Annotated in this window: 28 protein-coding genes and 1 tRNA gene; 18 read left to right on the forward strand and 11 right to left on the reverse strand. The window is 68.8% G+C overall.

Translation table 11 applies throughout. The features are described 5' to 3' along the window. Positions 1-58 precede the first annotated feature (58 nt). Positions 59-148, forward strand: a tRNA-Ser gene (locus HAV22_RS22645). Between the two features lie 339 nt (positions 149-487). On the opposite strand, the gene HAV22_RS22650 is transcribed toward HAV22_RS22645, so the two are convergent. Together HAV22_RS22650 and HAV22_RS22655 are read right to left on the reverse strand one after the other, a co-directional pair. After that, positions 488-1,102 carry an SLAC1 family transporter gene (locus tag HAV22_RS22650; RefSeq protein WP_166862045.1) on the reverse strand — a complete coding sequence of 205 codons (615 nt, stop codon included), beginning with the start codon at positions 1,100-1,102 and terminating at the stop codon, positions 488-490. 43 nt (positions 1,103-1,145) lie between these two features. Next, positions 1,146-2,138, reverse strand: coding sequence for a N5-glutamine methyltransferase family protein (locus tag HAV22_RS22655; protein WP_166862047.1), 993 nt, complete (start codon positions 2,136-2,138; stop codon positions 1,146-1,148). Between the two features lie 195 nt (positions 2,139-2,333). Here HAV22_RS22655 and HAV22_RS22660 point away from each other — a divergent pair, with 195 nt between their 5' ends. The 5 genes from HAV22_RS22660 (at position 2,334) to HAV22_RS22680 (ending at position 7,392) form a co-directional block, all read left to right on the forward strand. After that, positions 2,334-2,519: a hypothetical protein gene (locus HAV22_RS22660; RefSeq protein WP_166862049.1), complete on the forward strand. Its 186-nt coding sequence runs from the start codon at positions 2,334-2,336 to the stop codon at positions 2,517-2,519. A 60-nt stretch (positions 2,520-2,579) separates the two neighbouring features. Next, positions 2,580-3,455, forward strand: a complete 876-nt coding sequence (gene ypfJ / locus HAV22_RS22665; protein WP_166862051.1) for a KPN_02809 family neutral zinc metallopeptidase — start codon at positions 2,580-2,582, stop codon at positions 3,453-3,455. Between the two features lie 217 nt (positions 3,456-3,672). Further along, on the forward strand, positions 3,673-4,857 hold the full coding sequence (locus HAV22_RS22670; RefSeq protein WP_166862053.1) for a zinc-dependent alcohol dehydrogenase: 1,185 nt from the start codon (positions 3,673-3,675) through the stop codon (positions 4,855-4,857). A gap of 9 nt (positions 4,858-4,866) precedes the next feature. Then, positions 4,867-5,457 carry a hypothetical protein gene (locus HAV22_RS22675; RefSeq protein ID WP_166862055.1) on the forward strand — a complete coding sequence of 197 codons (591 nt, stop codon included), beginning with the start codon at positions 4,867-4,869 and terminating at the stop codon, positions 5,455-5,457. Between the two features lie 165 nt (positions 5,458-5,622). Further along, positions 5,623-7,392: a M4 family metallopeptidase gene (locus tag HAV22_RS22680; RefSeq protein WP_166862058.1), complete on the forward strand. Its 1,770-nt coding sequence runs from the start codon at positions 5,623-5,625 to the stop codon at positions 7,390-7,392. 15 nt (positions 7,393-7,407) lie between these two features. Here the strand turns inward: HAV22_RS22680 and HAV22_RS22685 are convergent, their stop codons facing one another. After that, on the reverse strand, positions 7,408-8,112 hold the full coding sequence (locus HAV22_RS22685) for a M23 family metallopeptidase (RefSeq protein WP_166862060.1): 705 nt from the start codon (positions 8,110-8,112) through the stop codon (positions 7,408-7,410). 23 nt (positions 8,113-8,135) lie between these two features. Further along, positions 8,136-9,137, reverse strand: coding sequence for a L,D-transpeptidase family protein (locus HAV22_RS22690; protein WP_208296335.1), 1,002 nt, complete (start codon positions 9,135-9,137; stop codon positions 8,136-8,138). A 122-nt stretch (positions 9,138-9,259) separates the two neighbouring features. Here HAV22_RS22690 and HAV22_RS22695 point away from each other — a divergent pair, with 122 nt between their 5' ends. Continuing rightward, on the forward strand, positions 9,260-9,559 hold the full coding sequence (locus tag HAV22_RS22695) for a 2Fe-2S iron-sulfur cluster-binding protein (RefSeq protein ID WP_166862061.1): 300 nt from the start codon (positions 9,260-9,262) through the stop codon (positions 9,557-9,559). Between the two features lie 16 nt (positions 9,560-9,575). On the opposite strand, the gene HAV22_RS22700 is transcribed toward HAV22_RS22695, so the two are convergent. Next, a complete protein-coding gene (locus tag HAV22_RS22700) occupies positions 9,576-10,442 on the reverse strand; it encodes an alpha/beta hydrolase (RefSeq protein WP_229421373.1) in 867 nt (288 codons plus the stop codon). A 165-nt stretch (positions 10,443-10,607) separates the two neighbouring features. On the opposite strand from HAV22_RS22700, the gene HAV22_RS22705 reads away from it, so the two are divergent. Both HAV22_RS22705 and HAV22_RS22710 read left to right on the forward strand, forming a co-directional pair. Next, positions 10,608-10,787 carry a hypothetical protein gene (locus HAV22_RS22705; RefSeq protein WP_166862063.1) on the forward strand — a complete coding sequence of 60 codons (180 nt, stop codon included), beginning with the start codon at positions 10,608-10,610 and terminating at the stop codon, positions 10,785-10,787. A gap of 20 nt (positions 10,788-10,807) precedes the next feature. After that, positions 10,808-11,002, forward strand: a complete 195-nt coding sequence (locus HAV22_RS22710; protein ID WP_166862024.1) for a hypothetical protein — start codon at positions 10,808-10,810, stop codon at positions 11,000-11,002. A gap of 183 nt (positions 11,003-11,185) precedes the next feature. Here HAV22_RS22710 and HAV22_RS22715 read toward each other — a convergent pair whose 3' ends face one another. Then, the gene (locus HAV22_RS22715; protein WP_166862025.1) at positions 11,186-11,404 is read right to left on the reverse strand and encodes a hypothetical protein; all 219 of its coding nucleotides are present in this window, start codon (positions 11,402-11,404) and stop codon (positions 11,186-11,188) included. Between the two features lie 198 nt (positions 11,405-11,602). On the opposite strand from HAV22_RS22715, the gene HAV22_RS22720 reads away from it, so the two are divergent. Both HAV22_RS22720 and HAV22_RS22725 read left to right on the forward strand, forming a co-directional pair. Continuing rightward, positions 11,603-11,740 carry a hypothetical protein gene (locus HAV22_RS22720; RefSeq protein WP_166862065.1) on the forward strand — a complete coding sequence of 46 codons (138 nt, stop codon included), beginning with the start codon at positions 11,603-11,605 and terminating at the stop codon, positions 11,738-11,740. Between the two features lie 70 nt (positions 11,741-11,810). Beyond that, positions 11,811-12,173 (forward strand): hypothetical protein, encoded by a 363-nt coding sequence (locus HAV22_RS22725; protein WP_166862067.1) that lies wholly within the window; start codon positions 11,811-11,813, stop codon positions 12,171-12,173. A 56-nt stretch (positions 12,174-12,229) separates the two neighbouring features. Here the strand turns inward: HAV22_RS22725 and HAV22_RS22730 are convergent, their stop codons facing one another. The 3 genes from HAV22_RS22730 to HAV22_RS22740 all read right to left on the reverse strand — a co-directional run bounded on the left by HAV22_RS22730 (position 12,230) and on the right by HAV22_RS22740 (position 16,297). Next, positions 12,230-12,442: a hypothetical protein gene (locus HAV22_RS22730; RefSeq protein ID WP_229421374.1), complete on the reverse strand. Its 213-nt coding sequence runs from the start codon at positions 12,440-12,442 to the stop codon at positions 12,230-12,232. 129 nt (positions 12,443-12,571) lie between these two features. Then, positions 12,572-15,403: a bifunctional diguanylate cyclase/phosphodiesterase gene (locus HAV22_RS22735; RefSeq protein WP_166862071.1), complete on the reverse strand. Its 2,832-nt coding sequence runs from the start codon at positions 15,401-15,403 to the stop codon at positions 12,572-12,574. Between the two features lie 93 nt (positions 15,404-15,496). Beyond that, entirely contained in the window at positions 15,497-16,297 is an 801-nt protein-coding gene (locus HAV22_RS22740) for a fused MFS/spermidine synthase (protein WP_166862073.1), read from the reverse strand. 112 nt (positions 16,298-16,409) lie between these two features. On the opposite strand from HAV22_RS22740, the gene HAV22_RS22745 reads away from it, so the two are divergent. From HAV22_RS22745 to HAV22_RS22775, 7 genes are all read left to right on the forward strand, one after another. Further along, positions 16,410-16,685: a hypothetical protein gene (locus HAV22_RS22745; protein WP_166862075.1), complete on the forward strand. Its 276-nt coding sequence runs from the start codon at positions 16,410-16,412 to the stop codon at positions 16,683-16,685. Between the two features lie 7 nt (positions 16,686-16,692). After that, a complete protein-coding gene (locus tag HAV22_RS22750) occupies positions 16,693-17,865 on the forward strand; it encodes a GGDEF domain-containing protein (RefSeq protein WP_166862077.1) in 1,173 nt (390 codons plus the stop codon). 154 nt (positions 17,866-18,019) lie between these two features. Then, a complete protein-coding gene (locus HAV22_RS22755; protein WP_166862079.1) occupies positions 18,020-18,952 on the forward strand; it encodes a Ppx/GppA phosphatase family protein in 933 nt (310 codons plus the stop codon). 27 nt (positions 18,953-18,979) lie between these two features. Next, the gene (locus HAV22_RS22760; RefSeq protein WP_229421375.1) at positions 18,980-19,828 is read left to right on the forward strand and encodes a substrate-binding periplasmic protein; all 849 of its coding nucleotides are present in this window, start codon (positions 18,980-18,982) and stop codon (positions 19,826-19,828) included. A gap of 40 nt (positions 19,829-19,868) precedes the next feature. Then, entirely contained in the window at positions 19,869-23,327 is a 3,459-nt protein-coding gene (locus HAV22_RS22765) for a response regulator (protein ID WP_166862081.1), read from the forward strand. Continuing rightward, positions 23,327-24,451: a response regulator gene (locus tag HAV22_RS22770; protein ID WP_166862083.1), complete on the forward strand. Its 1,125-nt coding sequence runs from the start codon at positions 23,327-23,329 to the stop codon at positions 24,449-24,451. Before HAV22_RS22765 ends, HAV22_RS22770 begins: the two co-directional genes overlap by 1 nt. Before the next feature lie 72 nt (positions 24,452-24,523). Then, entirely contained in the window at positions 24,524-24,997 is a 474-nt protein-coding gene (locus tag HAV22_RS22775) for a hypothetical protein (RefSeq protein ID WP_166862085.1), read from the forward strand. Positions 24,998-25,036: 39 nt separating this feature from the next. Here the strand turns inward: HAV22_RS22775 and HAV22_RS22780 are convergent, their stop codons facing one another. Both HAV22_RS22780 and HAV22_RS22785 read right to left on the reverse strand, forming a co-directional pair. Further along, positions 25,037-25,345 (reverse strand): hypothetical protein, encoded by a 309-nt coding sequence (locus tag HAV22_RS22780; protein ID WP_166862087.1) that lies wholly within the window; start codon positions 25,343-25,345, stop codon positions 25,037-25,039. Positions 25,346-25,569: 224 nt separating this feature from the next. Continuing rightward, entirely contained in the window at positions 25,570-26,211 is a 642-nt protein-coding gene (locus tag HAV22_RS22785) for an ABC transporter ATP-binding protein (protein WP_166862089.1), read from the reverse strand. Positions 26,212-26,346: the final 135 nt, after the last annotated feature.

The raw sequence follows: 26,346 nt of genomic DNA on the forward strand, positions 1-26,346 counted from the left end.
TTGCGATTCTCCTACCCACCGTCTATAATGCGGCCTTCACGCGAAACGACCGCGACACGGAGAGGTGGCAGAGTGGTCGAATGTACCTGACTCGAAATCAGGCGTACGGGTGACCGTACCGTGGGTTCGAATCCCACCCTCTCCGCCAAAACAAAACAGGCCCCGATGGGGCCTTTTTTGTTTTGGCGGAGAGAGCAGGGCGCCTGCGCGCCCTGCGTGGTGGGATTCGAAGGGCTGGGCCTACGAGCCCAGCCCTCCCGAATCGCCCGTTTGCCGTCCGCAAGGCGGACGGCGCCGCGCGCCGAGGGCGCGCGCTGCAAAGCGGAGAGGCACGCGCCAGAAGCAGCATCGCCTTTACGACGCAGTTCCAATTCGAAGGCCGGCGAAGCTCGGCCTTCGAATCTCCGACTGCTGTCCGCTCGCGGACAGCCCCGCGCGCCGCGGGCGCGCGCTGCAAAGCCAAAAGACACGCACCAGCAATCCCTGCTCAGGTCAACTCCCGCAACCTCCCACTCACAACGCCCCTCACGGTCTGCACCCCAAACATCGCAATCACCACCGTCGCGACAACAAGCACGAGCAACGCAATCGCATCCATCACCCCACTCCCGGCAACACTGGCATACCGCAAACTGGCCACCGCCGCCGCCAACGGAAAACTCCCCGCCCACCAGGCGAGCCGAAACGGCGAACCAGCAGGCAAATGCGCCAACCGCCCAAGCAGCACCGGCAACAAAAACAGCATCACCATCACAAGCCCCTGCGCAAACGCATCCACCCGCCCGAACGTCGCGACATAGGCCGAAAACCCCACGGCAAACGGCGCCGCCATAATCAACAGCGACGGCTGCAACGCCACCGGCAACGGCTCCTTCGTCACCAGCCGGCCGAGCAGCATGGCCAGCAGCGGCAGCGCAAAGAACAGGCCCACCGCGAGGCCAAACACCGTCACGCCGTGCAGCCCGTCCCAGCGCAGCACCGGCACGGCGAGCGTGATGTCGAGCATGCCGACGACGGGCACGATCCACGCAGGCGTCACCTGGCTGGGCGCGTGGCGCACGGACAGCCAGCGCATCACGATGGCCCACGCCAACACCGTCATGCCAGCGGCCCCAAGTTTTGCCCGATCGTCTCAATCCAGCCGCTCAGCCCCGCTTGACGGCGTGCAGCCACACGGCCGCGATGCGTTCCACCTGCTCGTAGCCGGGGCAGTCCAGCTGGCCGCCGAAGATGTCCGGATCGAGTTCCTCGTACGACCAGCAGTCGGTGTCGGCATCGAGGCGGTCGCGGATGCCGGCCAGGAACGGATCGGCGCCGTCGACGATGGCGACGCCCGTGTACAGCAGCAGGCTGCCGCCGGGATGCAGGCGGTCCAGCGCCGCGTGCACGATGCGCGTCGACAGCTCGGCGCCGTGGTCGCCGCCGCCGTGGCGGTAGGTCAGCGCGTCCGGGTCGAGGATGTACGGCGGATTCGACATGACGAGGTCGAAGCCGCCGTCGACGCCGTCCAGCAGGTCGCTGCGGCAGGGCACGACGTTGTGCGCGCCGTTCAGCCCCGCGTTGACGTCGGCCAGCGCGAGCGCGGCGGGATTGATGTCGGTGGCGTAGACGGTCGCGTCGCGGCAGCGCAGCGCCAGTTCGATCGCGGCCGGCCCGGCCCCCGCGCCGATGTCGATGGCGCGCCGCACGGGACGGCGCAGGCCCCCGTGCGGACCGAGCACGCGGCGCAGCGCGCAAGTGTAGCGGTACGTGTCCGGGCCGAAGAACACGGCATCGGCATCGCACGTTGGCCAGGCCGAGTGGAAATACAGCCGGTCGCCGATGGTCGATGCGCGGATGCGCGCGCGCCAGCCGGCGGGCGTGCTGTCGTCTGGCGCGTCGCTGCCGTCTGCCGCGACGGGGACGAGCAGGTCTGCCGCGCGCAGCGGGACGTCGATCGCGGCCGGCAGCAGGCTGGGACCGAACGGCCGGCTCCAGCCGAATACGCCGCGCAGGTCGTGTGCCCAGGCGTTCTCCGGGCGGTTGTTCACGCGCCGGTGCGTGGCCGGCGTGACGGTCACGAAACGGTAGCCGGCGGCCTGTAGACTGCGGCCGAGCGCGGCGAGCGCGTCGTGGTTCGCAAAGGAGGGAGCGGTCATGGGCCGAGCATGCGCCACGCCCGCGCGCCCTTCCGTGCGCGGGCGCACAGAGATGTGGACAGGCTGTCATGCAGTGCCGCCGGCCGCTATGGCATTATTTGATTTATGTGAAAGTTCGAACAGATGCGGCCGCTTACGGCACGCACAATTGACCCGGGTTAACGCAAGAAGCGTGGCCCACGGACGAGGACGACCATGAAGACGACGACGCCGGACGTAACCCTGAACGAGCGCCTGGAACGCGAGGTCGAGCGCGAGCGTCGCGAGCGCCTGCTGCATGACGAGCAGCGCAGCGGCTTGACGCTGGATGACGAGTTCCGCCTGAAGGATGTGCGCGAACGCACGGGATCGGTGAACATCAGGCGTTCCGGCGGACGCTGACCGCGTCCGCCACGACAATGACGACGACGGCACCGGCGACGGTGCCGCAAGGAGAGCGATATGCGTTGGGAAGGTGATCGGCAGAGCGACAACATCGAGGACCGCCGCGGCGACGGCGGCGGAGGCGGCGGCTTCAGCTTCGGCGGCGGCACGGTCGGCATCGGCACGATCGTCATCGCGCTGGTCGGGTCGTGGTTCTTCGGGGTGTCGCCGTCGACGATCCTGAACCTGCTGTCGGGTGGCGGGGCGCCGGCGCAAGTCCAGCAGGCGCCCGCGCATCCGCCCGCAAACGACCGCGAGACGCAATTCGTGCGCACCGTGCTAGGCTATACGGAAGACACGTGGACGCAAATTTTCCGCGCCAACGGCGGCACCTACTCGCCGCCGCATCTCGTGCTGTACTCGGGCCGCACGCCGACGCAGGGCTGCGGCATGGGGCAGGCGGCCGTCGGGCCGTTCTATTGCCCGGCCGACCGCAAGGTCTATCTCGACCTGGACTTCTTCCGCATGATGCAGCAGCGCTTCAAGGTCGGCGGCGAATTCACGCAGGCGTACGTGATCGCCCACGAGGTCGGGCACCACGTGCAGAACCTGTTGGGCATCTCGGGCAAGGTCGACAGCGCGCGCCAGCACTTGTCCGAGACGCAGGCCAACGCGGCGTCGGTACGCCTGGAACTGCAGGCCGACTGCTTCGCCGGCGTGTGGGCCTATCACACGAACCAGGCCAAGCAGATCATCGAACAGGGCGACGTCGAGTCCGCGCTGAACGCCGCGAGCGCCATCGGCGACGACGCGCTGCAGCGCCAGTCGCGCGGCGTCGTCGTGCCCGATTCGTTCACGCACGGCACGTCGGCCCAGCGCGTGCGCTGGTTTACGCGCGGGCTGCAGACGGGCTCCGTCGAGCAGTGCAATACGTTCGAGGCACGCCAGCTCTGAGCCCGCTCCGCCCCATGCAGACGGCCGCCGCGTGCGGCCGTTTTCATTCATATTTTCAACTAGTTCCCTTTAAAAACAAAGATATCCGACTCGGCAAAAAAGTGTTCATGAACCCCCGTACGTTTCCGTGCGCGTATCGCCTTCCTTAGCGTTTTGACATACCTTGTTGTCAAGGGCTCGTCCGTGGCGGCGGGCCGACACATGATATGGAGGAGTTATGCTGGCAATGAATTACCGGGGACCTTATCGCGTCCGCGCCGATTACAAGCCCGATCCCGTCATCGAACACCCGGGTGACGCCATCGTGCGCGTGCTGCGTTCCTGCATCTGCGGATCCGACCTGCACCTGTATCACGGCATGGTGCCCGACACGCGCGTGGGCCACACGTTCGGCCATGAATTCGTCGGCGAAGTCGTCGACGTCGGCCGCGACGTGCGGACGTTGAAGGCGGGCGACCGCGTCCTCGTGCCGTTCAACCTGTTCTGCGGGTCGTGCTTCTTCTGCCAGCGCGAACTGTTCGGCAATTGCCACAACACGAATCCGGAAGCGACGGCCTCCGGTGCCATCTACGGTTACTCGCACACGGCGGGCGGCTACGACGGCGGCCAGGCCGAGTACGTGCGCGTGCCGATGGCCGACGTGGGCCCGTACCCGATCCCCGACGACCTGCACCTGGACGATGCCGTGCTGCTGACGGACGCCCTGCCGACGGGCTACCAGGCCGCCGAGATGGGCGACATCCACGAAGGCGACACCGTCGTCATCTTCGGCGCCGGCCCCATCGGCATCTTCGCCGCGAAGTCCGCATGGTTGATGGGGGCGGGCAGGGTGATCGTCGTCGACGAGGTCGAGTACCGCCTGGAATTCGTCAAGCGCTACGCCCAATGCGAGGTCGTGAACTTCCGCGAAGTGAACGACATGGCGGAGCACATCAAGAAGATGACGGACTGGATGGGCGCCGACGTCTGCATCGACGCCGTGGGCGGCGACGCGGCCGGCTCCATCGCGCAAACCCTGACGGGGCGCCTGATGAAGATGCAGGCGGGCGCGTCGACCGTGCTGCACTGGGCCATCAACAGCGTGCGCAAGGGCGGCAACGTGTCGATCGTCGGGGTGTACGGCCCGACGTTCAATGCCGTCCCGATCGGCAACGTCGTGAACAAGGGCCTGACGATCCGCGCCAACCAGGCCAGCGTCAAGCGCCACCTGCCGCGCCTCATCGAGCACATCCGCGAAGGGCGGCTGAATCCGAAGGAAATCATCACGCACCGGGTGCCGCTGGAAGAAGTGGCGGACGCGTACCACATCTTCTCGAGCAAGCTCGACAACTGCATCAAGACCGTCCTTATCCCGCCGTCCGCACGCGAGGTCCAGGCCGTGAACGCCAGCGCACTGCATTGAGGAGACGTCATGGAAGCGAAAACCGATATCGGTGCACAGCACCACCATCATCATCACGACCATGGCGACGGTCACGTGCACGCGCACCCGCTGCAAGGCGACATGGCCGAGGGCCCGCGCCGGCCCGGCCGCGACGAACTGAAGCACATCGAAGGCTGGGGCGCGGACCTCGATCACAAGAACCGCCCGGCCATCCCCATGGAGCGTACGCCCGCGCGCTTCATCCATCCGCACGAAGGCAAGCTCCCGCAGCAGCCGGAAAACGTCGAGATCCTCGTGTCGACGGAGCGCCCCGGCATCACGCCCATCTTCGGCACGGTGCAGCCGCCGAAGGGCGTGTCCGGCATGATCCGGCGCCTCGCGTTCAAATGGTCGGAAAACGACCTGCGGCGCTGGATGCTGCTGCTCGCAGCCGACCGTGTGAACGTCGTCGAAGGCATCGGCGAGGACCTCGCGCACGGCAAGGTCCCGAACGTCCTGGCGGAGATGGGCATCAAGGCCGAATGGGAGCACAACCGGGCCGGCCTCGTGAAGAAGGCCGTGATGACCGGTGCCGTCATCGGCGCGGCCGTCTACCTGATGCGCCGGCGCGAGCGTTGACGCCCGGGTAGACGCGGCGCGCGCATCCCGGCGCACCATCTGCCGCTGCTTTACCGCGAGTCTCGCGGCAGCGTCCTGCTGCCGCGGGCTTTTTGTGCTTGAGCAAATTCCTTTGAGCGAGGTCGGCCACACTGCGCGTGTGTCCGCTCACTGAAAGGAAATCCCATGAACAAGCGCAAGTTGTGGCTGGCGTCGTTCGGCGCCGCCTCCCTGGCCGTCGCCATGCCTGCCGGCGCGTCCGGTCCCGGCACGATGAGCGCGCCGGCCGTCGTCACGCCGCAGGCGCAGGCGGCGCTGCTGGCCCAGCTGGACGCGCGTCGCGCGGCCCGCGGCCAGGACGCGCGCCATGGCTACGCGATCCTGCGCCAGCATCCCGGCACGGCGGGCACGCAGGTGGCGCGCGTCGCGCACACGTTCGAGGGCGTGCCCATCTTCGGCGTCGACGCCGTGCTCGTGCTGGACGCGAACGGGAAGATCGTGTCCGAGTCCGACGCCGCACGGCGCGCCAACGTGGCCGGGCTCGACGCTGGGCCGGGCACGGAGTTCAGCGTCGTGCCGACGATCTCGTCGAAAGCGGCGATCGACACGGCGCTGGCCGCGCTCGCGGCGCCGCCGTCCGCGGCGCGCCACGAAGCGCCGCCCAGCGCCGAGCTGGTCATCTGGCCCGCCATGCGCACGGAACGCGTGGCCGCCGCGCGCGACAAGGCGGAGGACGACCTCAACGCGCTCGACGTGCAGGACGTCGTCGACCGCTACGAACTCGCCTACCTCGTGCGCACGCGCCTGGTGGTCGGCGCGAAGCCGGCCTACCACGACACCATCGTCAGCGCGCGCGACGGCACGATCCTCGCACGCTGGACGATGCTGCAGACGGTCGTGGGCGTCGGCCACAGCCAGTACAACGGCGATGTCCCGATCAGCACGACGCTCGCCGACGGCAAGTACCGCATGGTCGACGGGACGCGCGGCACCGGTGGCACGTTCGGTGCGATGGCGATCACGAACGCCGACCACGGCACGAGCGCCGGCAGCGTCTACGTCAACGACACGAACACGTGGGGCGACGGCAAGCAGTACGTGGCGGGCGGGTCGACGACGAACGCGAACGGGCAGACGGCCGCCGTGAACGCGATGTGGGGGCTGATGAACACGTACGACACCTTGAAGAACGTGTTCAACTGGCTGTCGCTGGACGGCCACGACACGGCGACGTATATCGCGGCGCACGTCAACACGGCGTACGACAACGCGTACTACAGCGACACGTGCCGCTGCATGTTCATCGGCGACGGGTCCAGCTTCTACAGCCTGGGCTCGATCGACGTGATCGGCCACGAGATGGGCCACGGCGTGACGGCCGCCACGTCGAACCTGACGTACGCGGGCGAATCGGGCGGCCTGAACGAATCGTCGTCGGACATCAACGGCGAGGCCGTCGAAGCCTATGCGCGCGGGGGCGGGCACGGCGACCACGTCCCGCCGACGGGCAACGACTGGGTGCTGGGCAAGGAGATCAGCCGGAGCGGCACGCCGCTGCGCTGGATGTACCGGCCGAGCAAGGACGGCAACAGCCCGGACGCGTGGAGCAATGCGTTGAAACGGCTGGACGTCCATTACAGCAGCGGCCCGAACAACCGCATGTTCTACTTCCTCGCGCAAGGGTCGAGTGCGGACAAGACGAGCGACTACTACAGCAAATACCTCGTGCGGACGCCGGCCGCGATGACGGGCATCGGCATCGACAAGGCCTACCGGATCTGGTTCAAGGCGAACACGACCAAGTTCACGTCGAGCACGAACTACGCCGATGCGCGCGCCAAGATGATCGAGGCGGCCGGCGAACTGTACGGGCCGGGCAGCCGCGAGGCGATCGCCGTGCAGCGCGCGTATGCCGCCGTCAACGTGGGGGTGGACGTGGATGAGGCGGCGCGGTAGCTGCTCATCGCCGCGTCACGGCTGCAGCAACGGAAAGGGATCCACCGGCGTCCCTTTCCACCACTGCTTCTCGGGCGTGAGCTCGAACACGGCGAAGTGCAGGTGCGGCGCGTTCGGGTCGGCGTTGCCGGTGGACCCGACATAACCGATCAGGTCGCCGCGCTTGACGTCCATGCCTTCCTTCAGGCCGTCGGCGTAGCGGTCCAGGTGGGCGTAGTAGTACGCGTATTTTTCCGTCGGATCGAACTGGTACACGGTCAGCCCGCCCGGCTTGCTCGTGAAGAGTTTGACGATCTTCCCGTCGGCCGTGGCGACGACCTTCGTACCCTTCGGCGCCATGATGTCCAGTGCCTCGTGATGGCGCTCCGTGCCGCGCGGCTGGTCGAACGTGTCGGTGATCTTCGCCAGCGGCATGCCTTCGACGGGCACCAGCAGCTTGCCTTGCGCGCCGGCCGGTGCGGCCGGCGCTGCGGACGTCGCCGGCGCATCCGCGCCGGCAGGGCGCAGCGGCAGGTCGAGTTCCGTCAGGTCGGGCATCACTTGCGGCGCCGGCGGCAGCTTGCCGTCCAGGCTGGGGCCGGGCGATGGCGGCGCGGGCAGCGAGCCCGTGTTCACCGCCACGGCCGGTGCCGTGGGCGCATGCGGCATCTGGCGCAGCCAGACGAACAGGCCGCCGGCGCCCACCAGCACGCCGAGCACGAAGGTCAGCAACCATCTCATCGTCGTCTCCTATCGCTTGAGTGTCAGTCCTGCAGCACGACCTCGGTCCCCGCCTGCACGAGGCCCGCCACTTCCGACGCGCTCCAGTTCGTCAGGCGGATGCAGCCGTGCGACTCGCTCTTGCCCACCGAGCCCGGCACCGGCGTACCGTGGATGCCGTAGTGCGGCTTGGACAGGTCGATCCACACGACGCCCACCGGGTTGTTGGGGCCGGCCGCGATCGTCGTGTTCTTGTCGCCCGGCTTCGCGTCCCAGAACAGCTTCGGGTTGTAGTGGTACGTCGGGTTGCGGTGCACGCCGTCGATCTTCCAGTGCCCGATCGGCAGCGGATCGTGTTCGCTGCCGCTCGACACGGGATATTGCGCCAGCACGGTCCCGCCCGCGTCCTGCAGCTGCAGCGTGCGGGTGTTCTTCGACACGACGACGCGCGCGGCCGCCGCCAGCGCCGGCGTGCCGACGACGTTCGGGACGGCGATCTGCTCGCCCGCGCGGCCCAGGTCCTTGCCGGGATTGAGTTTTTCCAGCAGCGCCGGGCTGGCGTGGAATTTCTCGCCGAGTCCTTCGGCCGGCGAGCTGTAGCCGAGCGTCGGCAGCTTCGCTTTTTCCATCATGTCGTCCGGCACGGGACGGAACGGACCGGCGACGTCCTCGTCGGCCAAGGTGTACGTGAGCAGCGTGGGTGTCGTGTCCGTGTTCAGCGCGTTCCACGTGGCGTCGTCGAGCTTGCCGGTGACGGCCAGGTCGTGCGCCTTCTGGAAGCCGGCCAGCGCCTGCCGCATGTTGGAGCCGTAGGCGCCGTCGATCTCGCCGGGCGAGAAGTGCGCGCGGTCCAGCAGTACCTGGGCGCGCAGCACGTGGTCGGATTCGGCGGCGCGTACGGCCGGGGGCGAGGCCGGCTGTACCGCGGCCGGCGCCGGTCGTACGGCCGGGTGATGCACGGCGCGATGCGGTGGCTCGGCGCCCGCGGACGCGCCGACGAGGCCGGCCACCAGGGCGATCAGGATGGGGAGACGGTGCGTTTTCAATGGATGTCCTGCCTGAAGATGCGATGGCTTCAGGGTAGTGCCGCGCACGGTCCCGCTCTGTGCGGGAACGAACCCAGCCACGGCTGAGCTGGCCCGGTGGCGCAGGCGGTACAATCGGCGCCATGACCACGTTGACCATCACCCTGCAGCCGTCCGGCTGGTCCTTTCCGGCCGACGCGGACACGACGGTGCTGCACGCCGCCGAACGGGCCGGCATCGACCTGCCCAGCTCGTGCCGCAACGGCACGTGTCGTACGTGCATCTGCCGCCTGGCCAGCGGCACCGTCCGCTACCTCGTGGAATGGCCGGGCCTGTCCTTCGACGAAAAGCGCGAAGGCTATATCCTGCCGTGCGTTGCCGTGCCGCAGGAGGATCTCGTCGTCGACCAGCGCCTCGCGAAACGGATCGTGTTACCGAAGTGACGAGGCAAGGGCGGCGTCAGCGGTCGTCCGCGATCCCCAGCGCCGTTTCGATCGCGCGCAGCACGCGCGGCCACGCACCCGACGTGGCCGCCACTTCGTCGTAGTGGCTGGCGCCCGGCAGGATCACGACGTCGGCGGCGTCGCCGGCCGCACGGGCGCGCGCGGCGAAATCGTGCGCGACGCGCGGCGGCGAGATCGTGTCCAGCGCTCCCGTGACGAGGATCGTGCGGCTGCCGTTGGGCATCAGGTCGCCCGCGTTCGTGTCGGAAAAGACGTCCGGCCGCGCGGCGCTGGGCGTGCCGGCCAGTTCGGCGACGTCGCGCCCGCAGCTCGTCTTCAGCAGCGCCGTTTCGCGGCGCAGGTCGGCGAGGCCGCCGAGGCTCACGACCTGGCGCACGGGCACGGGCACAGGGTGGGCCTGGTACAGCGGGCTCGTCGCGGGGATGCGGGGCCGTGCCGCCAGCCACTGCACGAGCTGGCCGCCGGCGGAGTGGCCCACGGCAACGAGGCGGTCGAGGTCGAGCGGGTGCTCGCGCGCCGTGCGGGCCAGCAGGTCGAGCGCGGCGTTCATGTCCTGGTACGTGCCGGGATAGCCGCCGCCTGCTTCGTCGACGCGGCGGTATTCCACGTTCCAGACGGCGATGCCGCGCGCCGTCAGCGCTCCCGCCATGTTGCGCAACTGCGTGATGCCACCGAATTCCTTCGTCCAGCAGCCGCCGTGCACGAGGACGGCCACGGGAAACGGCCCCTTGCCGGCCGGGAGGAACAGCTCGGCGTACTGCGACGGCGCGGCGCCGTAGTGCAAGGTGGCGTCGGGCGCGGGGCCGGAGAGCGCGAGGTAGTCGGCGAGCGTCATCGGTGCGGCGTGCAGGGTCGTGGACATGGCAAGGGCGAGCGCGAAGGTGATCAAGCGGCGCGGCATGGCGGCGATGGATGGATAAAACCCGACTATAACCCAAGCCTCTGCCGGCCCGCACGATTGAAAAACCGGGTCCGGTCTTCCATGCTAGGCTGCGCACAACGTCAACGGTAATCACAGGAGATCATCATGACCCAATCGAAATCCACCGGCAGCCAGAACAAGCAATCGGGTAATTTGTCCGAGGAAGACGCACAGAAGCGCAAGGCCGGCGTCAAGGACAAGAGCAGCCACGACCACATGTCGACCGTGAAGGCCGGCAAGGACAAGGGCGCGGGTGGCGGCGCGAAGCAGAAGGAAGGCCGCTGAGCCGGCGGCTGGAGCATCCCATGAGTTCGCTGGAACAGGACGCACGCACGGACGGCGCCGCCGTCCACCGCGCCCACTCGACGCCGGACCCCACGACGCCCGACCCTGACCTGCCGCCGCCGGGGCCCCGTCCCGATCCGGACGACGTGCCGGCGCCGGCGCGCGCGCCCGTGAAGGAACCGGACTTGCCGGAGCCGCCCGTCAAGGCGCAGTGACGCGGTCGCGCGCGGGGGCGCGTGATGGCTGCGGGTGAACAGGGACGGGCGCCGCCCCCGGCGCTCGCGGGTGCCGGACGGTTCCTGCGGCGCGCTGCGTGCTGGTGGAGTGTGCCGGCGCCCGACCGATGGACGCCGGTCCGCGAACCGGCCGCGTGGCCGGCGCGCGGCATGTCAGTCAGGTCAGGGCTTGGCCGATCGGCCGTCGCGCGCGGCTTGCTGGTTGCCGGACTGGGCGGCGTCCTGCTGGTTGCCCTTGTCCGTGCCCCGTGGTGGGATGTCGCGGATCATGGCGTCCGTTTCGTGCTGGCCCGGCGAGCGTTCGCCGCTGCCGATGTCGGCCTCGTGCATGTTCGGAGGGGCGTCCGCGCCCGGGTCGGGCTTAGGTACATTCGTTCTCATGGCGTGCTCCATTGCGTTGTCGTGTTGGCGCGATACTAACAGCCTGTGTCCGCCCCCGGCGCGCAATAGACGCGGTGCAGCATGGCGGTGTTGTTGCTAATCAGACACAACCCACGTTTATGTACGGTGACGCACATATGACCGCAAGGAACTTTTTAATAATGAGCTGATGGCCAACGACATTCGGAGGAGAGAAGCATGAACACGACGCTGTACAACAGGATTCCGCTGGGCCGCGGCCCTCTGCTGGGCTCGCACAAGATGCATGCGGCCGTCGCGCTGGGCGTGCTGGCGGGCGCAGGCCTGGTCTGGGCCGCGATGCGCGCGCGGCGATAAGGCTGCAGGCAAGGTTGCCGGGACGGCCCGCCGCCGTTACCATGGCGGGCTTGTTTCCTTGGAAAGCGTAATGAAGAATCTGAAACTGACGGGCGACGAATACGATGCGCTCGAATTCATCCGGCGCGGTGCGAAGAACGACCGCGTCAATGCCTGTGTCGGGCGCAATGCGAAGCGCCTGTCGGGCCTGAAACTGATCCAGTACGGGAAGACCGGCAGCCTCGCGCTGACGGAGCAGGGCGCCGAATTGCTGTTCCTGCGGCGCTGCGTGCAGGCGCTGCGTGCGCTCGACGCCGATCCGGCGGCGGCCATCGACGACGACGTCGTCCAGTTCCTGAGCCGGAAATCCCACATTGCCCCGCGCGCCGAAGGCGGGTTCGCATTGACGGCGCGCGGCCGCGAATCGCTGGCCGACATCGCCGCGCAAGAATAAAGCCGCGCACACGCAGGGTGGGCACACCGTGCCCACGCGGACGCCGGCGTTACGCTTCAGTTCGTCCGGCGTCGATTCGGATACACGAGGGCGCGCACGGCGATTTCGGCCGGCACGCCCATCGCCGCCAGGAATTCGGCGGCGCGCTGCAGGCCCAGCGTGGGCACCGAAGCGACGGCCTGGTTGACGAGGTCGCGCGTGCGCATGTCGGTACGCATCCTGCGTTGCGCCTGGGTGGCCGTGCCGGCGTCGATATTCAGTTCAGTCATCATATGCTCGGTGAGTGGTATTGCTAAAGAGTCACCGAGCATTGTAAAAGAATGATGTCGACAATGCTATAAGTAAATGCACTAATTAATGCATTTGCGGCCAGAACTTAAAGCGATTTCGAGATTGTGTCAGGCGACGGCCGTCTGCGGCTCGTCTTCCGGGGCCACCAGGCCCCGCCGCTGGCGCAGCAACTGCTCGAATTCGTTGGCCGGCAGGGGCTTCGAGAAGTAATAACCCTGCATTTCGTCGCAGCCCTGGTGGCGCAGGTAGTCGAGCTGCTCGGCCGTTTCCACGCCTTCCGCGATCACGGACAAGCGCAGGTTGTGCGCCAGCGCGATGATCGAGGCGACGATGGCGGCGTCGTTGGCATCGTGCGTAATGTCGTTGACGAACGAGCGGTCGATCTTCAGCACGTCGATGGGGAAGCGCGACAGGTACGAGAAGCTGGAGTATCCCGTGCCGAAGTCGTCGATCGACAGGTTGATGCCCAGCGCCTTCATGCGGTGCAGCAGTTCCACCGCGGGCGTGACGTCGCTCATGAACAGGCTTTCCGTCAATTCCAGTTCCAGGCACGACGGGTCCAGGCCCGTGTCGTCCAGGACGGCCTCGATGCCGGGCACGAGGTCGGCCGCGCTGAACTGGCGCGCCGACAGGTTCACGGCCACCCGGAGCTTGCCCAGGCCCGCATCCTGCCAGGCCTTGTTCTGGGCGCACGCGGTGCGCATGACCCAGGCGCCGATCGGGACGATGAGGCCAGTATCCTCGGCGATGCCGACGAAGCGCGACGGCGGCACCATGCCCAGCTCCGGATGCTTCCAGCGGATCAGCGCTTCCATGCCGACGATGCGGCCCGTCTGCAGGTCGACCTGCGGCTGGTAGTGCAGCACGAATTCGTTGCGTTCGAGGGCGTTGCGCAGCGCGCTTTCGATGCGTACGCGCTCCAGCGATTCCTCGTTCATCGCCGGCGTATAGAACTGGAAGTTGTTGCGGCCCAGCTTCTTGGCGCGGTACATGGCGATGTCCGCGTGCTCGATCAGGTTCTCGGCCGGCGTGCCGTCGCAGGGGAAGGCGGCCACGCCGATGCTGCACGTGACGAAGAATTCCTTGGTGCCGAGCATCACGGGCTGCGCCACGGAATCCATCACGCGCTGGACGATGTCCGGCGTCAACGGCTGGTCGGAATGCTCGGACAGGATCACGACGAATTCGTCGCCGGACAGGCGCGCCACCGTGTCCGTGTCGCGCAGCGACGAGCGCAGGCGCGCGGCGACCGTCATCAGGAGGACGTCGCCGGCCTTGTGGCCCATGCTGTCGTTGACGAACTTGAAGCGGTCCAGGTCGATCAGCATCACCCACACCGGATGCCCGCTGCGCGAGGCGTACGCGACGGCCTGGCCGAGGCGGTCCTGCAGCAGCGAACGGTTGGGCAGGCCCGTCAGCACGTCGTGTTGCGCGACATGGTGCACGCGCTGCTCGGTGACCTTGCGCGCCGTGATGTCGCTGCCCGTGCCGCGGTAGCCGGTGAAGCGGCCCGTCTCGTCGAACGTGGGCTGGCCGTTGATGCAGAACCAGCGCTCCTCGCCGTTGTCGTCGACGACGCGGTATTCGAGGTTGCGGAACGGTTCGTGCGCTTCCAGGGTGGCGATGTGCTCGCGGCCCAGTTCCGTGTCCGTCAGCGCGGGCACGTAGTCCCAGCGGCGCCGGCCCAGCACGCGCTCCGTGGCGATGCCGGATTTTTCCGTGAAGTCGCCCGTGACGTGCGTGAAGCGGAACGCATCGTCCTGCTCCCAGTACCAGTCGGACGACATGGCGACGAGCTGGCGGAAGCGCTGTTCGCTTTCCTGCAGCGCATTTTCCGTGCGCTTGCGGGCGAGGACGTCGTCGATCAGGCGCTGGTTCGTGAGCTTCAGGTCGGCCGTGCGCTCGCGCACCAGTTCCTGCACCTTGCGCGTGCGCTCGCCCGCGGCCTGCACGAACGCGGCGAGCAGCAGGGTCGACAGCAGGCCGCCGGCCAGCAGCAACGTGGAGCCGAGGTGGTCGGCCAGCCAGGGGCTCGGTGCGACTGTGGCTTCCACGGTCCACGACTGGCCGCCGACGGTGAACGTGTCGACGGTGCGTCCCGTGTACCCGGCCGCCAGCATGGCGGCGGGAGGCACGGCCGGCGTGGCGTGGGGGCTCGTGTAGACGAGGCGGGCCGGGTCGGCGCGGCCGCCGCCGTAGAAACGCAGGCCGATGCTGTGGTCGTCGAGCAGGCCGGCGCGCGCCAGCGTGGTCTTGACGAGCGTCGGTATGGAGATCACGGCGGCCGTGTCGCCCAGCAGGCGGCCGCCCTGCGCGTAGACGGGCATCACCACTTCGAAACTGGGGGCGTCGGGCGCTTGCGCCAGTCGCAGCAGGTCCGTCACGGCGGCCCGGCCGCTCGCCTGCGCGCGCAAGAGGGCGTCGCTCACCTGGCGGTTTTCGCTGACGTTCAGGCCGAGCGCGGCTTCGTTGCCCTGCATCGGCTCGAGGTAGTCGACGACGTTGTAGCGGGGCCGCGCCGGCGCCGGCACGCGTTTGCCGTTGTGCATTTCGCGCACGACGAGGTCCGGCTGGAACTGGCGCAGCTCCGCCTCGAACGCGGGCCGCTCTGCTGCCGTCACGACGCGGTGGAAATTGAACGCGCGGATGTACGGATTGCGCTGCAGCAGCGGCGTCGTGAAATCGTGGAATTGTGCCCGCGTAACGGGCTGGACGGTCGTGAACAGCTGGTTGGTGACGTTCAGCACCTCGACCGCTTCTTCCATGCCCTGGCGCAGCGCGGCCACGCGCACGCCGGTGCCCTGTTCGAAGGCCAGCGCCTTGTTGTCGTATTCGAGACGGCTGACCGCGACCGTCAACACCGCGGTGGCGGTCAGGCCGCCAGCCAGGGTGAGGCCTGCAGCGAGCGTGAGCGAAAACGGCAGTCGGCGACGCGACATCCAGTGATCCCTATGCATGTAAGATAAGTGGTTGCCCGGAGGCATTAAGAGCGTCAGTTTGTCACAGAAACTCTAGTTACCGCAAACAAATTGTCACAGGCGGGGGCGTACGGACCGTAGTTGTGGCGGGGCCAGAACAGTTCGCGATGTGATCCAGGCAAGGATGATTCGTATGGCTAGCCGGTTCAATAATCCCGCGCCGAAACCGCGGCGCCGCGCGAGCGCGGCCATGCGGCGCGCGGCGGCATCGGCGGGCAGCCGCAGCGCGTACACGATGCGGTTGTTGCCCGCGACCTTGTCGAACCAGCAGATGCGGCCCGCGAACGCGGCATCCAGCGCGGCCATGACCTCGCGGTAGCGCGGATCGTACGTGAATACGTTGGCCACGAGCATGCCGCCGGGGCGCAGCGCGCGCCGGCAGTCGGCATAGAAGGCCGCGTCCGCCAGCCGTGGCGGCAGGCCGCGCGCGTCGAAGCCGTCCACGAGCAGCACGTCGGCCGTGTCGGGGTGGGCCGCCAGCCAGTCGGCCGCGTCCCCGTGCACGACGGCGAAGCGCGGGCCGTCGGGCGGCACGTGGAAGGCGTCGCGCAGGGCGATCACGTCCGCGCGCAATTCGATGACGGTGATGTGTGCGGTGGGGAAATGCCGGTGGCAGAACTTGGCGAGCGAGCCGCCGCCCAGTCCCACCATCACGATCCGGCGCGGCCGTGGCCGGAACAGCACGAAACCCATCATTGCGCGCAGATAGTCGAGCGTCAGGGCGTCCGGACGCGCCAGCAGCATTTCGCTCTGGATGTCGCCGGGCGCGAACTCGAGCGTGCGCCGGCCGCGGCGCGTGCGCACGAGCGGCGGAGGCGGACTGGACGGGTCGACAGGGTCGTTGTGATGCGGCATGGCGCCAGGAAGTATAGGTGAAATCGATATCGGCGCCGCCTAGCCATGGCGTAACTTGTTGCGTACGATAGGTTTCTGATAAGCTGGCCGTCGCAGCCCATGCGGAGACCTCATGTTCCTGGACCACCCGACCATTACCGCCACCAACAGCCAGACCGAGCCGGACCGCATCGAGCGCCTGGACCGCGTCTACGGCTACGCGATGGCGCTGGCCGACCTGGACGGGAATCCCGCGTTTGTCGAGAAGCTGACCCAGATCCACGATCACAAGGGTACCCTGATCGTGTTCTGGCACGAGCCGCCCACCGACGTCGAGCGGAACTACTGGACGCGCGCCTGGGCGAGCCGGGTCGGCGACGGCACGACCGCGGTCGTGCACGAATTCTGAGGCGCCCATGGACTCCACCACGATGGTACTGGCGCTGGCACTCGGTAACCTGGCCTTGTGCGCGACGCTGTTTTTCTTCGAACAATCGAACCATGGCGGCCGCCCGGTCGTCCCCACCTGGGGCTGGGCGCGCCTGTGCCAGGGCGCCGGCTGGCTGCTGCTGGCCATCGGCGCCGCGGGCGTCGTGCCGGAAGGCCTCGCGCTGCCGATCGCGTATGTCCTCGTGTTCGCCGGCGTCGCGTGGGAAGCGGGCGCGGCGTGGGAACGCGCCGGCCGGCTGCGCTGGCGCCGTGCCGTCATCCCCGCGCTGGCGCTGGGCATCGCCGCGTTCCTGCTGTGCTGGGTGATCGACCCCATCGGCCTGCGCGCCGTGGCCGCGTCGCTGGTGCTGGCCGGGTTCTACCTGGCGCTGGCGGCCGCGTTCGCGCGCGACTGGGTGGCGGCGTCGATGCTGCAGCGCTTCCTCGCGCTGGCCACGACGGTGCTCGCGCTCGTCGTCGGCGCGCGCGGCGCGCTCGTGCTGCTGGCGCCGGCCGGCTGGGGCTGGATGACGAGCGACATGCTGCGCCAGTTCCACTCCGGCGCGCTGTACCTGCTGGCGTTGCTGGGCGGCTTCGGCTGGCTGCTGCTGGGCCGCGAGCGCGAGCAGGCCGAGCTGGCGCGGCTGGAAGTCGTCGACCCGCTCACGGACGTGCCGAACCGGCGCGGCTTCTTCCAGGCCCTCGTGCCGTGGATGGCGCTGGCACGCCGCCCCGGCCACCCGACGGCCCTCGTCGTGCTCGACTTCGACCATTTCAAGCGCATCAACGACAGCTACGGCCACCCGGCCGGCGACGTCGTGCTCGCGCACCTGATCGGCGCCTGCAAGGGCCAGCTGCGCGACAGCGACCTGCTGGGCCGCCTCGTCGGCGTCGAGTTCGCGATCCTGCTGCCGCGTACCAGCCTTGACGATGCCGCCATGGTGGCCGAGCGCATGCGCGCCGCCATCGAAGGGGAGCGCGTCAAGACGGAGCGCGCGATGATTTCGCTGACGGCCAGCTTCGGCGTCACGACGATCCGCCCGGACGACAGCACCGTCACGTTGCTGGCGCGGGCCGACGAGGCGTTGCGTGTGGCCAAGAAGGCCGGCCGCAACCGGATCGAAGTGGCGGCGGCCGCGCTGGCGCCGGTCGAGGAATGACGTTGCGCCCGCCCCACGCGCACGCACGCGTGGCCGTGGCCGCCATGGCGCGGTCGTCGAGCATGTCTTATGATGATGCGGTCACCGATGCTCCTGTCATCGATCCGTCATCCTGGCCCGCTATCGTGGCGCCGTTTTCGACCTCGGAGTCTGCATGAGCACCACTTCCCCCATTCACGCCGCACTCGTCCTCGGATCGGATAGTTTCCGCCTCTTGGTCGGCGCCGTCGAGGAGGGCACCCTGCGTCCCCTCGACAGTTACCACGCGCCGCTGCGCCTCGCCGCCGCGCTGGACGCCCAGGGTTGCCTGAGCCCCGAGGCGATGCACGCGGCGTTCGATTGCCTGCGTGGCATCCGCGCGCGCCTGAACGACCACGCGCTGGCCGCCGTGCGCGTCGTCGCCACGTCGACGTTGCGCATGGCCCGCAACAGCCACCTGTTCCTGCCGGCCGCGCAGGAGCTGCTCGGGCATCCCGTGCAGGTGCTGACGGGCGAGGAAGAGGCCGTGCTGACGTATCTCGGCGTGGCCGACGGCGCGGCCGCGGACGACAACAGCACGCGCACCCTGGTTCTCGGCATCGGCGGCGGTTCCACCCAGCTGGCGCTGGGCAGCGGCCGCCGCGTGCAGAAGGTCGCGTCGCTGGGCCTGGGGACGTCGCGGCTGGCGCTGACGTTCTTCGGCGGCGGACGCATCGACGCCGTGTCGTTCGCCGCCGCGATCGCCTCCACGCGCGCCAAGCTGGGCGACGAGGCCCCCGCGTTCGGCCCGGGCCGGCGCGAGCGCGTGTGCGGCGCGTCTGGCACGATCCACACGCTGGCGCGGCTGCTGGCCGACAACGACCTGGGCGGCCCCATCACGCGCGGCCGCCTGGAAGCGCTGGCGGCGCGCGCGCTCGAACAGCGCGGGGGCGGCGCCGTGCTGGCGGGCCTGGGCCCGCTGCGCCTGCGTGACGTGACGGCAGCGCTGGCCATCCTGCTGGGCCTGATGGAAGAACTGGAGATCGACGAAGTGGAAGTGCCGAAGACCGGCCTGCGGGCCGGCGTGCTGGCCGAGCTGCGCCACGGCCGCGCCGCGCTCGCGGCCTGAAGGACGGCCGCGCGCCGACCCGCTGCCATGCCGCCGCCTGTGCCGCGACTGCTGCGCCTTGGCCTGATCGCCTGGAGCATCGGCGCCGGCCCGGCGGCGTTCGCGGCGCCGCCCGCCGCGGACCGGATGGTGTCGCTGTGCTTCGAACGCCAGGAAGTGCTCCCGTGGCGCACGCTGGACGGCGGCGGCCTGAATTTCGAACTGCTGGGCGACGTCGCGCGCCGCCTCGGCGTCGTGTTCGACTACCAGAGCATGCCGTGGAAGCGCTGCCTCGAGCAGGTCAAGGAGAACCGGGTCGACGGCGCGTTTGCCGTCAGCTTCAGCCGCGAACGACTCGAGGTGGGCGCCTACCCCGGCGTCCACGGCGACGACGGCCGGGCCGATCCTGGCCGGGCCGATCCTGGCCGGGCCGATCCGGACAAGCGCATGCACGTCGACCGCTACGTGCTCGTGCGCCGCAAGGGCAGCCGCGTCGATTGGGACGGCAAGCACTTCGCCAACGTGGACGGCCGCATCGGGTTCCAGCTCGGCTATTCCGTCGGCGACTTCCTGCGCGCGCAGAACGTGCCCGTGGACGAGGGCAGCCAGCAGGCCGACGAACTGGTGCAGAAGCTGCTGGCGGGGCGCGTGGCGGCGGCCGCGCTGGGCGGCGGCGACGCCGTGCGCGTGATGCGCACGCCCGTCGCGCAGCAGATCGAGGTGCTGCCCGTACCGCTCGTCGAAAAGCCGTACTACCTGATCCTGTCGCGCGCGTTCGTCGCGCAGCAGCCCGAGCTGGCGGCGCGCATCTGGAACGCGATCGAGGAGGTGCGCACGAGTCCCGCCTACCGCCGGCGCGAACGCGAGCTCACCGGCCAACCGGGAGGCGGCCATTAACTCGATCCCGTCCTCCGCGCCGCGCCGCCCGGCCGGCCTCGTGCGCGGGCTTGCCGCCAGCTGGCGCCAGAATATCGTGTTCCGGCTGGGCGCCGCCATCGTGCTGGCCGTCGCGCTGTCCACCGGTGTCTACACGACCTATGTGATGCGCACCTTGCAGAGCGAGGCCGACCAGCGCCTGCACGAGCGCGTGGAGCGCCAGGCATCGGTGCTGTCGCACGCACTGGCGCGGCCGCTGTTCGACATCAACAGCGCGGCCGTGGCGTCCGTCGTCGACGCGCTCGGCGCCACGCCGGAAGTCAAGATGCTGCGCGTGCTCGCGCCGAACGGCGCCGTGCTGGCCGCACTGGGCACGGGCGCCGACGAGGAAGGCGCGATCCTCGTCAACCGCGCGATCGCCTACCGCGACGGCAACCGTAACTTCCCGGTCGGCAGCATCGAGATGGCGTTCTCGCGGCGGCAGGTCGACGACGACCTGCGCCGCCAGATCATGCACACGGTGATGGCCAACTTCATGCTCACCCTGGCCATCGTCGGCTGCGTGCTGCTGATCGGGCGCCGCATGACGCAGCCGTTCGCCGACATCCAGGAAGCGCTGGAAAAGCTCGCGCGCGGCGAGACGGACATTCATTTGTCCGGCATCGGCCGGCGCGACCAGGTCGGCCGCCTGTCGTCCGCCGTGCGCAGCTTCCGCGACACCTTGAACCGGCTGCGCCGCGCCGAGCAGGTGACGAACGGCCTGCTGCGCGAAAAGAACGTGATCGAGCAGCAGTTGCGCGACCTGAACGAAGACCTCGAACAGAAGATCGCCGCGCGCACGCGCGAGCTTCTCGACTCCATCCGCGTGGCGCAGGGCAGCCAGGCCAAGCTGCAGGCCATCGTCGACACGGCGCTCGACGCCGTCGTGCGCATGGACCGCGGCGGGCGCATCGTCGGCTGGAACGCGCAGGCGGAAAAGATCTTCGGCTGGAAGGGAGAAGAGGTGCTGGGCCGCCCGCTCGACGAATGCATTGTCCCCGAGCGCCACCGCGCGGCGCACCGCAGCGGCCTCGCGCGCTTCGAAAAGAGCAGCGTGGGCGGCGTGCTGGACACCCGCATCGAGACATACGCACTGCGCCGCGACGGCGTGGAGTTTCCCATCGAGCTCGCGATCACGCGCGTGCAACTGGCGACGAGCGACGACTACGAATTCTGCTCGTTCATCCGCGACATCTCGGAACGGCGCGAGCGCGAGCAGTCGCTTGTCGCCGCCAACGTGCGCGCGGAGGCGGCCAACGTCGCCAAGTCGGAATTCCTCGCCAATATGAGCCACGAGATCCGCACGCCGATGAGCGCGATCATCGGCATGGCCTATCTCGCGCTGCGCACGGAGCTCTCGCCCAAGCAGCAGGACTACGTCGGCAAGATCCACCGCGCCGCGCTGTCGCTGCTGGGGATCATCAACGACATCCTCGACTTTTCCAAGATCGAGGCGGGCAAGCTGGACGTCGAGCACATCCCGTTCTGCCTGGACGATGTGCTGGCGAACGTGGCGAGCGTCACGAGCCAGGGCGCCGCCGACAAGCAGCTCGAATACCTGTTCCACGTGCCGCATGCGATCCCGCGCATGCTCGTGGGCGATCCGCTACGCCTGGGCCAGGTCCTCATCAACCTCGTCAACAACGCCGTGAAGTTCACGCCGGCGGGCGAGCTGGAATTGTCGTGCCGGCGCGTGGACGATGCCGAGAACGACCGCTTCGGCGGCGGCCGCGTGACGTTGCGTTTCGCCGTGCGCGACACGGGCATCGGCATGAGCGAGGCGCAGCAGGCCAAGCTGTTCCGCGCGTTCAGCCAGGCCAACGGCAGCACGACGCGCGAGTACGGCGGCACCGGATTGGGCCTGTCGATCTCGCAGCAGCTCGTCGGCCTGATGGGCGGGCGCATCGACGTCGACAGCAGTCCGGGCAAGGGCTCGACCTTCCACTTCGACCTCGACTTCCCCCTGTCCGGCGAACCGGAACGCATCGCCGTCGCGCCGCCGGAACTGGACGGCGCGCGCCTGCTGCTCGTCGACGATTCCGAAGTGGCGCGCGAGATCATGAGCGAGGCGCTGCAGGCGCTGCCGCTGCGCGTGGACGTGGCAGCCAGCGGCGCCGAGGCGGAAAGCGCCTTGCTCGCGGCCGACGCGGCGGGCGACCCGTACAGCGTCGTGCTGACGGACTGGCAGATGCCGGGCATGGACGGCATCGAGCTGGCGCGCCGCATCGCGGGCAACCCGGCGCTGCGGCGGCCGCCGTCGACCGTGCTCGTGACGGCGTTCGGCCGCGAGGAAGTGCAGAAAGAAGCGGAGGCCGCGGGCATCCGCGGCTTCCTGTGCAAGCCGATCGGCCAGTCCGCGCTCGTCGACACGCTCGTCGCCCTGTTCGCGCCGCCGCGCGCGCCGCGCTCCCGCAGCCGCGGCGAGGAGGCGGGCGATTGCGTGGCGCGCGTGCTGCTCGTCGAGGACAACCTCGTCAACCAGCAGATCGCGCGTGAACTGCTGGAGGCGCAGCACATCGCCGTGGACGTCGCCGCCACCGGCCGCGAGGCGCTGGACATGCTGCGCACGGGCGGGCCGCAGGCGTATGCGCTGGTGCTGATGGACCTCGAGATGCCGCAGATGGACGGCCACGCGGCCACGATCGAGCTGCGCCGCGATACGCGCTTCGACAAGGTGCCCGTCGTCGCCATGACGGCCCATGCGCTGGCCGAGATCCGCGACCGCTGCCTGCGCGAAGGCATGCAGGACTACATCACCAAGCCCGTCGAGCCGGAGAAGCTGTACGCCACGCTGGCGCGCTGGATCGGTCCCGCCGTGCCGCCGCCGCTGCCCGCGTCCGTGGCCGAGGGCCCCACGTTGCCGGGGCTGTCGAACCTGTCCGGCATCGATTCCGCGTTCGGCCTGCGCCACGTGGCCGGCAACACCGCGCTGTACGTGCAGCTGCTGGACCGTTTCCGCGACGCCCAGCGCGACGCCGGCGCGCAGATCCGCGCCGACTTCGAGGCAGGACGGCTGCGCGAGGCCGGCACACGCGCCCACACCTTGCGCGGCGTGGCAGGCAACGTCGGCGCGCGTGAGTTGCAGACCCTGGCCCAGGCCGTGGAAGAGGGCCTCGCGCTGGCGGCGCCCGACCCTGCTCGCCTCGCGTCCGGCGTGCGCGCGCTGGAGGCTGCCGTGGATGCCACGATCGCGTCGCTCGACCGCTACTTCGCCCGCGCGGCGGAGGTGTCGCCCGCGGCACCGGCGCACATGGCACCGATTGCCGCCGACGGCGACGGGCTGGCCGCCACCGCCCAGCTCGATCACCTGCTGGCCGAGTACTCGGGTGACGCCATCGATTACTTCGAGTCCGTGCGCGCGCGGCTCGCGGGCGTGCTGGACGGCCAGCGCCTGGCGCACCTTGCACAGCACCTGTCCCGTTACGAATTCGAGGAGGCGCGCCAGCTGCTCGCAACCCGCCCAGCCACCGCGCCCACGTGATGAACACCGCCGCCACCGCCACCGCTGCCAGGCCGACGATCCTGATCGTCGACGATACGCCCGACAACATCATGCTGCTGTCGCGCCTCCTGAAGGACAAGTACAACACGAAGGTCGCGACCAACGGCACGCTGGCGCTGCAGATCGCGCAGGCGACGCCAGGCCTGGACCTGGTCCTGCTGGACGTCATGATGCCGGGCCTGGACGGCTACGAGACGTGCCGCCGGCTGAAGGCCAACCCGGCCACGGCTGGCATCCCCGTGATCTTCCTGACGGCGAAGAACCAGGCCGAGGACGAGGCGCTGGGCCTGGCGCTGGGTGCCGTCGACTACATCACCAAGCCCGTCAGCCCCGCGATCCTGTTCGCGCGCGTGGCCACGCAACTCACGCTGCTCGACGCGCGCCGCCAGCTGCAGGCGCACAACGAGAACCTGGAAAAGCTCGTGCAGGACCGCACGGCGCAGCTGGCGCTGATGCAGGAGGCGATTATCCTCGCGATGGCGTCGCTCGCGGAGACGCGCGACAGCACGGGCGTGCAGGCCGGCGACGGCCATTTGCGGCGCACGCAGCGTTACGTGCGGGCGCTCGCGCAGCACCTGCGCGGCCATCCGCGTTTCGCGGCGGAGCTCACGGACGCCAACATCGATTTGCTGTACCGTTCGGCGCCGCTGCACGACATCGGCAAGGTCGGGATCCCCGAGCGCATCCTGCTCAAGCAGGGGCAGCTCGACCGCGAGGAATTCGAGGTCATGAAGCTGCATGCGGTGTACGGGCGCGACACCATCATGCTCGTCGAGAAGCACATCGGCGGCACGAACGGCTTTTTGATGTTCGCGCGCGAGATCGCCCACTCGCACCAGGAAAAATGGGACGGCTCCGGCTATCCCGACCACCTGGCCGGCGAGCAGATCCCGCTGTCGGCGCGGCTGATGGCCGTGGCCGACGTGTACGACGCGCTGATCTCGCGCCGGGTCTACAAGCCCGCGTTCACGCACCGCCAGGCGCTGGACGTGATGCGCAAGGGCCGTGGCACGCATTTCGATCCGGACGTGCTCGATGCGTTCTTCGAGATCGAGGACCAGTTCGCCGCGATCGCCGGGGAATTCCGCGACGCGGGCGCCTGATGCACGCGGCACCCTTCCTCGAATTGGCCAAATGATATATATTGTTTGGCTTGTTTGAAGAAGGAGATCCCGATGGCGAGGACGACGGCGGCCAAGGTGGCCGCAAAACCGGCGGCGAAGAAGGCGGCGCCCGCGAAGGCGGCGGTGAAGGCGAAGGCACCTGCTGCGAAGACCGCGGCCGCGAAGAAGAGCGCGAAGCCGGCCGGCCCGGCGACGGCGGCAACGGCAGTGAAAGTGGCGCGCAAGGCGGCACGCGCCGTTGCGCCGCCCGCGAAGCCCGCGCGCGTCAAGCCGGCACCCGTGCCGGTGCCTGCGGCTGCACCTGCGCGCCCGCGCCTCGTGCGCGACAGCTTCACGATGCCCGAGCAGGAATACGCGGTGCTCGGCACCGTGAAGCAGGCCTGCCTGAAGGCGGGCGTCGAGGTCAAGAAGAGCGAGCTGCTGCGCGTCGGCGTGGCCCTGCTGGGCCGGCTCGACGTGGCGGACCTGCGCGCCGTGCTCGCGAGCCTGCCACAACTCAAGACGGGCCGTCCGCCGGGCGAGTGACGCGCCTGTCCCGGTGATCCTGGCCGCACCGCCGCGCGCTCAGTGATGGGTCGGCGGCGTCTCCGTGCGCGTCTCGGCCGTCAATTCCTTCAGCTCGCGGATCGGGATGTTCGACTTTTCGTGCATCCGCAGCAGGATCGTGGCGCCGACGTTCAACTTGCGGTGCCGGATCTTGCTGATGATGGGGGGCTGTACCTCCAGGACGCGGCACAGTTCCGCGTCGTTTTTCAACTGCATTCGTTGGATCAATGTGTCGAGCAATTTGTTCGGAACAAAACTCGACGGCTCCATGGCCCGGGCGCGCTGCATCGCCTCGAGCAACTCCTGTTTTTTCTGCCGTACGCTCATGAACTCCTCCTGGGGGATGGACATTCAAGACTGATCGACTGTTTTGGAGAGTTGCCGGTCCGTGCGGCGCGGCATGCGCCCGAACGGTATCCAGCCCGACCGCATTCTTTATCGCTGGCTTATGCCTGGTGGGTTTGTTGGAATGCTACTACGGACTTGACAAATCCGACGCACTGTTCATGACTAAAACGCCATAACGTCGGTCTTTCTGCCAGGAACTTGCGTTATTTCAAGCCGGAACGGGTCAGGACGAGCGTCCGGTCGGCCATGGCGGCGGCCGCGTGGGAGTGGGTGACCATGATGGCCCCGGCGCCGCTGGCCTTGATCTCGGCGCGCAGCAGGCGCAGGACGCCGTCGGCCGTCTCGGGGTCGAGGTTGCCGGTCGGCTCGTCCGCGAGCAGCAGGGCGGGGCGGTGTACGAGGGCGCGTGCGATGGCCACCCGCTGCATCTCGCCGCCGGACAGCTGCTGCGGGAAGTCGGCGCCGCGGCCCGCGAGGCCGACGGCATCCAGCATCTGTGCGGCGCGGCCGGGGTCGGGCGTGCCGTTCAGCAGCAGCGGCAGCGCGACGTTCTGTGCCAGCGTCAGGTGCGGCAGCACGTGGAACGCCTGGAAGATGAAACCCATGCGCGTGCGCCGCAGCCGCGTGGCCGCGTCGTCGTCCAGCGCCGACATCGCGATGCCGTCGACGCGGACCTCGCCGCCGTCCGGCGCATCGAGCCCCGCGATCAGGTTCAGCAGCGTCGACTTGCCGACACCCGACTCGCCCATGATCGCGACGAACTCGCCGGGTTCGAAGCGGTGCGACAGGGCGGCCAGCACGGTTCGGCCGCCGTAGGATTTGCTGAGGTCGACGAGTTCGAGCATGGATTGCCGGGTTGCCAAAACCGCTACTCTAGCATGCGGGCACGGCTGGCCAAGCTACGCGCGGAAATTCGGGGTCAGAGCACGCACTTCAGGAAATTCGGGGTCAGAGCTCATTTTGGGATTTTGCTCCAGAGG

Source organism: Telluria antibiotica (genome assembly GCF_011682055.1).
GTDB classification, from domain to species: domain Bacteria; phylum Pseudomonadota; class Gammaproteobacteria; order Burkholderiales; family Burkholderiaceae_D; genus Telluria; species Telluria antibiotica.

What these genes read in the sequence shown, in the direction of transcription:
- HAV22_RS22700 (WP_229421373.1), bottom strand. Translation starts at nt 10,442, where the DNA reads ATGTCCACGACCCTGCACGCCGCACCGATGACGCTCGCCGACTACCTC.
- HAV22_RS22695 (WP_166862061.1), top strand. Translation starts at nt 9,260, where the DNA reads ATGACCACGTTGACCATCACCCTGCAGCCGTCCGGCTGGTCCTTTCCG.
- HAV22_RS22785 (WP_166862089.1), bottom strand. Translation starts at nt 26,211, where the DNA reads ATGCTCGAACTCGTCGACCTCAGCAAATCCTACGGCGGCCGAACCGTG.
- HAV22_RS22780 (WP_166862087.1), bottom strand. Translation starts at nt 25,345, where the DNA reads ATGAGCGTACGGCAGAAAAAACAGGAGTTGCTCGAGGCGATGCAGCGC.
- HAV22_RS22675 (WP_166862055.1), top strand. Translation starts at nt 4,867, where the DNA reads ATGGAAGCGAAAACCGATATCGGTGCACAGCACCACCATCATCATCAC.
- HAV22_RS22715 (WP_166862025.1), bottom strand. Translation starts at nt 11,404, where the DNA reads ATGAGAACGAATGTACCTAAGCCCGACCCGGGCGCGGACGCCCCTCCG.
- HAV22_RS22755 (WP_166862079.1), top strand. Translation starts at nt 18,020, where the DNA reads ATGAGCACCACTTCCCCCATTCACGCCGCACTCGTCCTCGGATCGGAT.
- HAV22_RS22770 (WP_166862083.1), top strand. Translation starts at nt 23,327, where the DNA reads ATGAACACCGCCGCCACCGCCACCGCTGCCAGGCCGACGATCCTGATC.
- HAV22_RS22740 (WP_166862073.1), bottom strand. Translation starts at nt 16,297, where the DNA reads ATGCCGCATCACAACGACCCTGTCGACCCGTCCAGTCCGCCTCCGCCG.
- HAV22_RS22745 (WP_166862075.1), top strand. Translation starts at nt 16,410, where the DNA reads ATGTTCCTGGACCACCCGACCATTACCGCCACCAACAGCCAGACCGAG.
- HAV22_RS22680 (WP_166862058.1), top strand. Translation starts at nt 5,623, where the DNA reads ATGAACAAGCGCAAGTTGTGGCTGGCGTCGTTCGGCGCCGCCTCCCTG.
- HAV22_RS22750 (WP_166862077.1), top strand. Translation starts at nt 16,693, where the DNA reads ATGGACTCCACCACGATGGTACTGGCGCTGGCACTCGGTAACCTGGCC.
- HAV22_RS22775 (WP_166862085.1), top strand. Translation starts at nt 24,524, where the DNA reads ATGGCGAGGACGACGGCGGCCAAGGTGGCCGCAAAACCGGCGGCGAAG.
- ypfJ (WP_166862051.1), top strand. Translation starts at nt 2,580, where the DNA reads ATGCGTTGGGAAGGTGATCGGCAGAGCGACAACATCGAGGACCGCCGC.
- HAV22_RS22720 (WP_166862065.1), top strand. Translation starts at nt 11,603, where the DNA reads ATGAACACGACGCTGTACAACAGGATTCCGCTGGGCCGCGGCCCTCTG.
- HAV22_RS22705 (WP_166862063.1), top strand. Translation starts at nt 10,608, where the DNA reads ATGACCCAATCGAAATCCACCGGCAGCCAGAACAAGCAATCGGGTAAT.
- HAV22_RS22710 (WP_166862024.1), top strand. Translation starts at nt 10,808, where the DNA reads ATGAGTTCGCTGGAACAGGACGCACGCACGGACGGCGCCGCCGTCCAC.
- HAV22_RS22655 (WP_166862047.1), bottom strand. Translation starts at nt 2,138, where the DNA reads ATGACCGCTCCCTCCTTTGCGAACCACGACGCGCTCGCCGCGCTCGGC.
- HAV22_RS22725 (WP_166862067.1), top strand. Translation starts at nt 11,811, where the DNA reads ATGAAGAATCTGAAACTGACGGGCGACGAATACGATGCGCTCGAATTC.
- HAV22_RS22735 (WP_166862071.1), bottom strand. Translation starts at nt 15,403, where the DNA reads ATGTCGCGTCGCCGACTGCCGTTTTCGCTCACGCTCGCTGCAGGCCTC.
- HAV22_RS22760 (WP_229421375.1), top strand. Translation starts at nt 18,980, where the DNA reads ATGCCGCCGCCTGTGCCGCGACTGCTGCGCCTTGGCCTGATCGCCTGG.
- HAV22_RS22730 (WP_229421374.1), bottom strand. Translation starts at nt 12,442, where the DNA reads ATGACTGAACTGAATATCGACGCCGGCACGGCCACCCAGGCGCAACGC.
- HAV22_RS22650 (WP_166862045.1), bottom strand. Translation starts at nt 1,102, where the DNA reads ATGACGGTGTTGGCGTGGGCCATCGTGATGCGCTGGCTGTCCGTGCGC.
- HAV22_RS22670 (WP_166862053.1), top strand. Translation starts at nt 3,673, where the DNA reads ATGCTGGCAATGAATTACCGGGGACCTTATCGCGTCCGCGCCGATTAC.
- HAV22_RS22660 (WP_166862049.1), top strand. Translation starts at nt 2,334, where the DNA reads ATGAAGACGACGACGCCGGACGTAACCCTGAACGAGCGCCTGGAACGC.
- HAV22_RS22685 (WP_166862060.1), bottom strand. Translation starts at nt 8,112, where the DNA reads ATGAGATGGTTGCTGACCTTCGTGCTCGGCGTGCTGGTGGGCGCCGGC.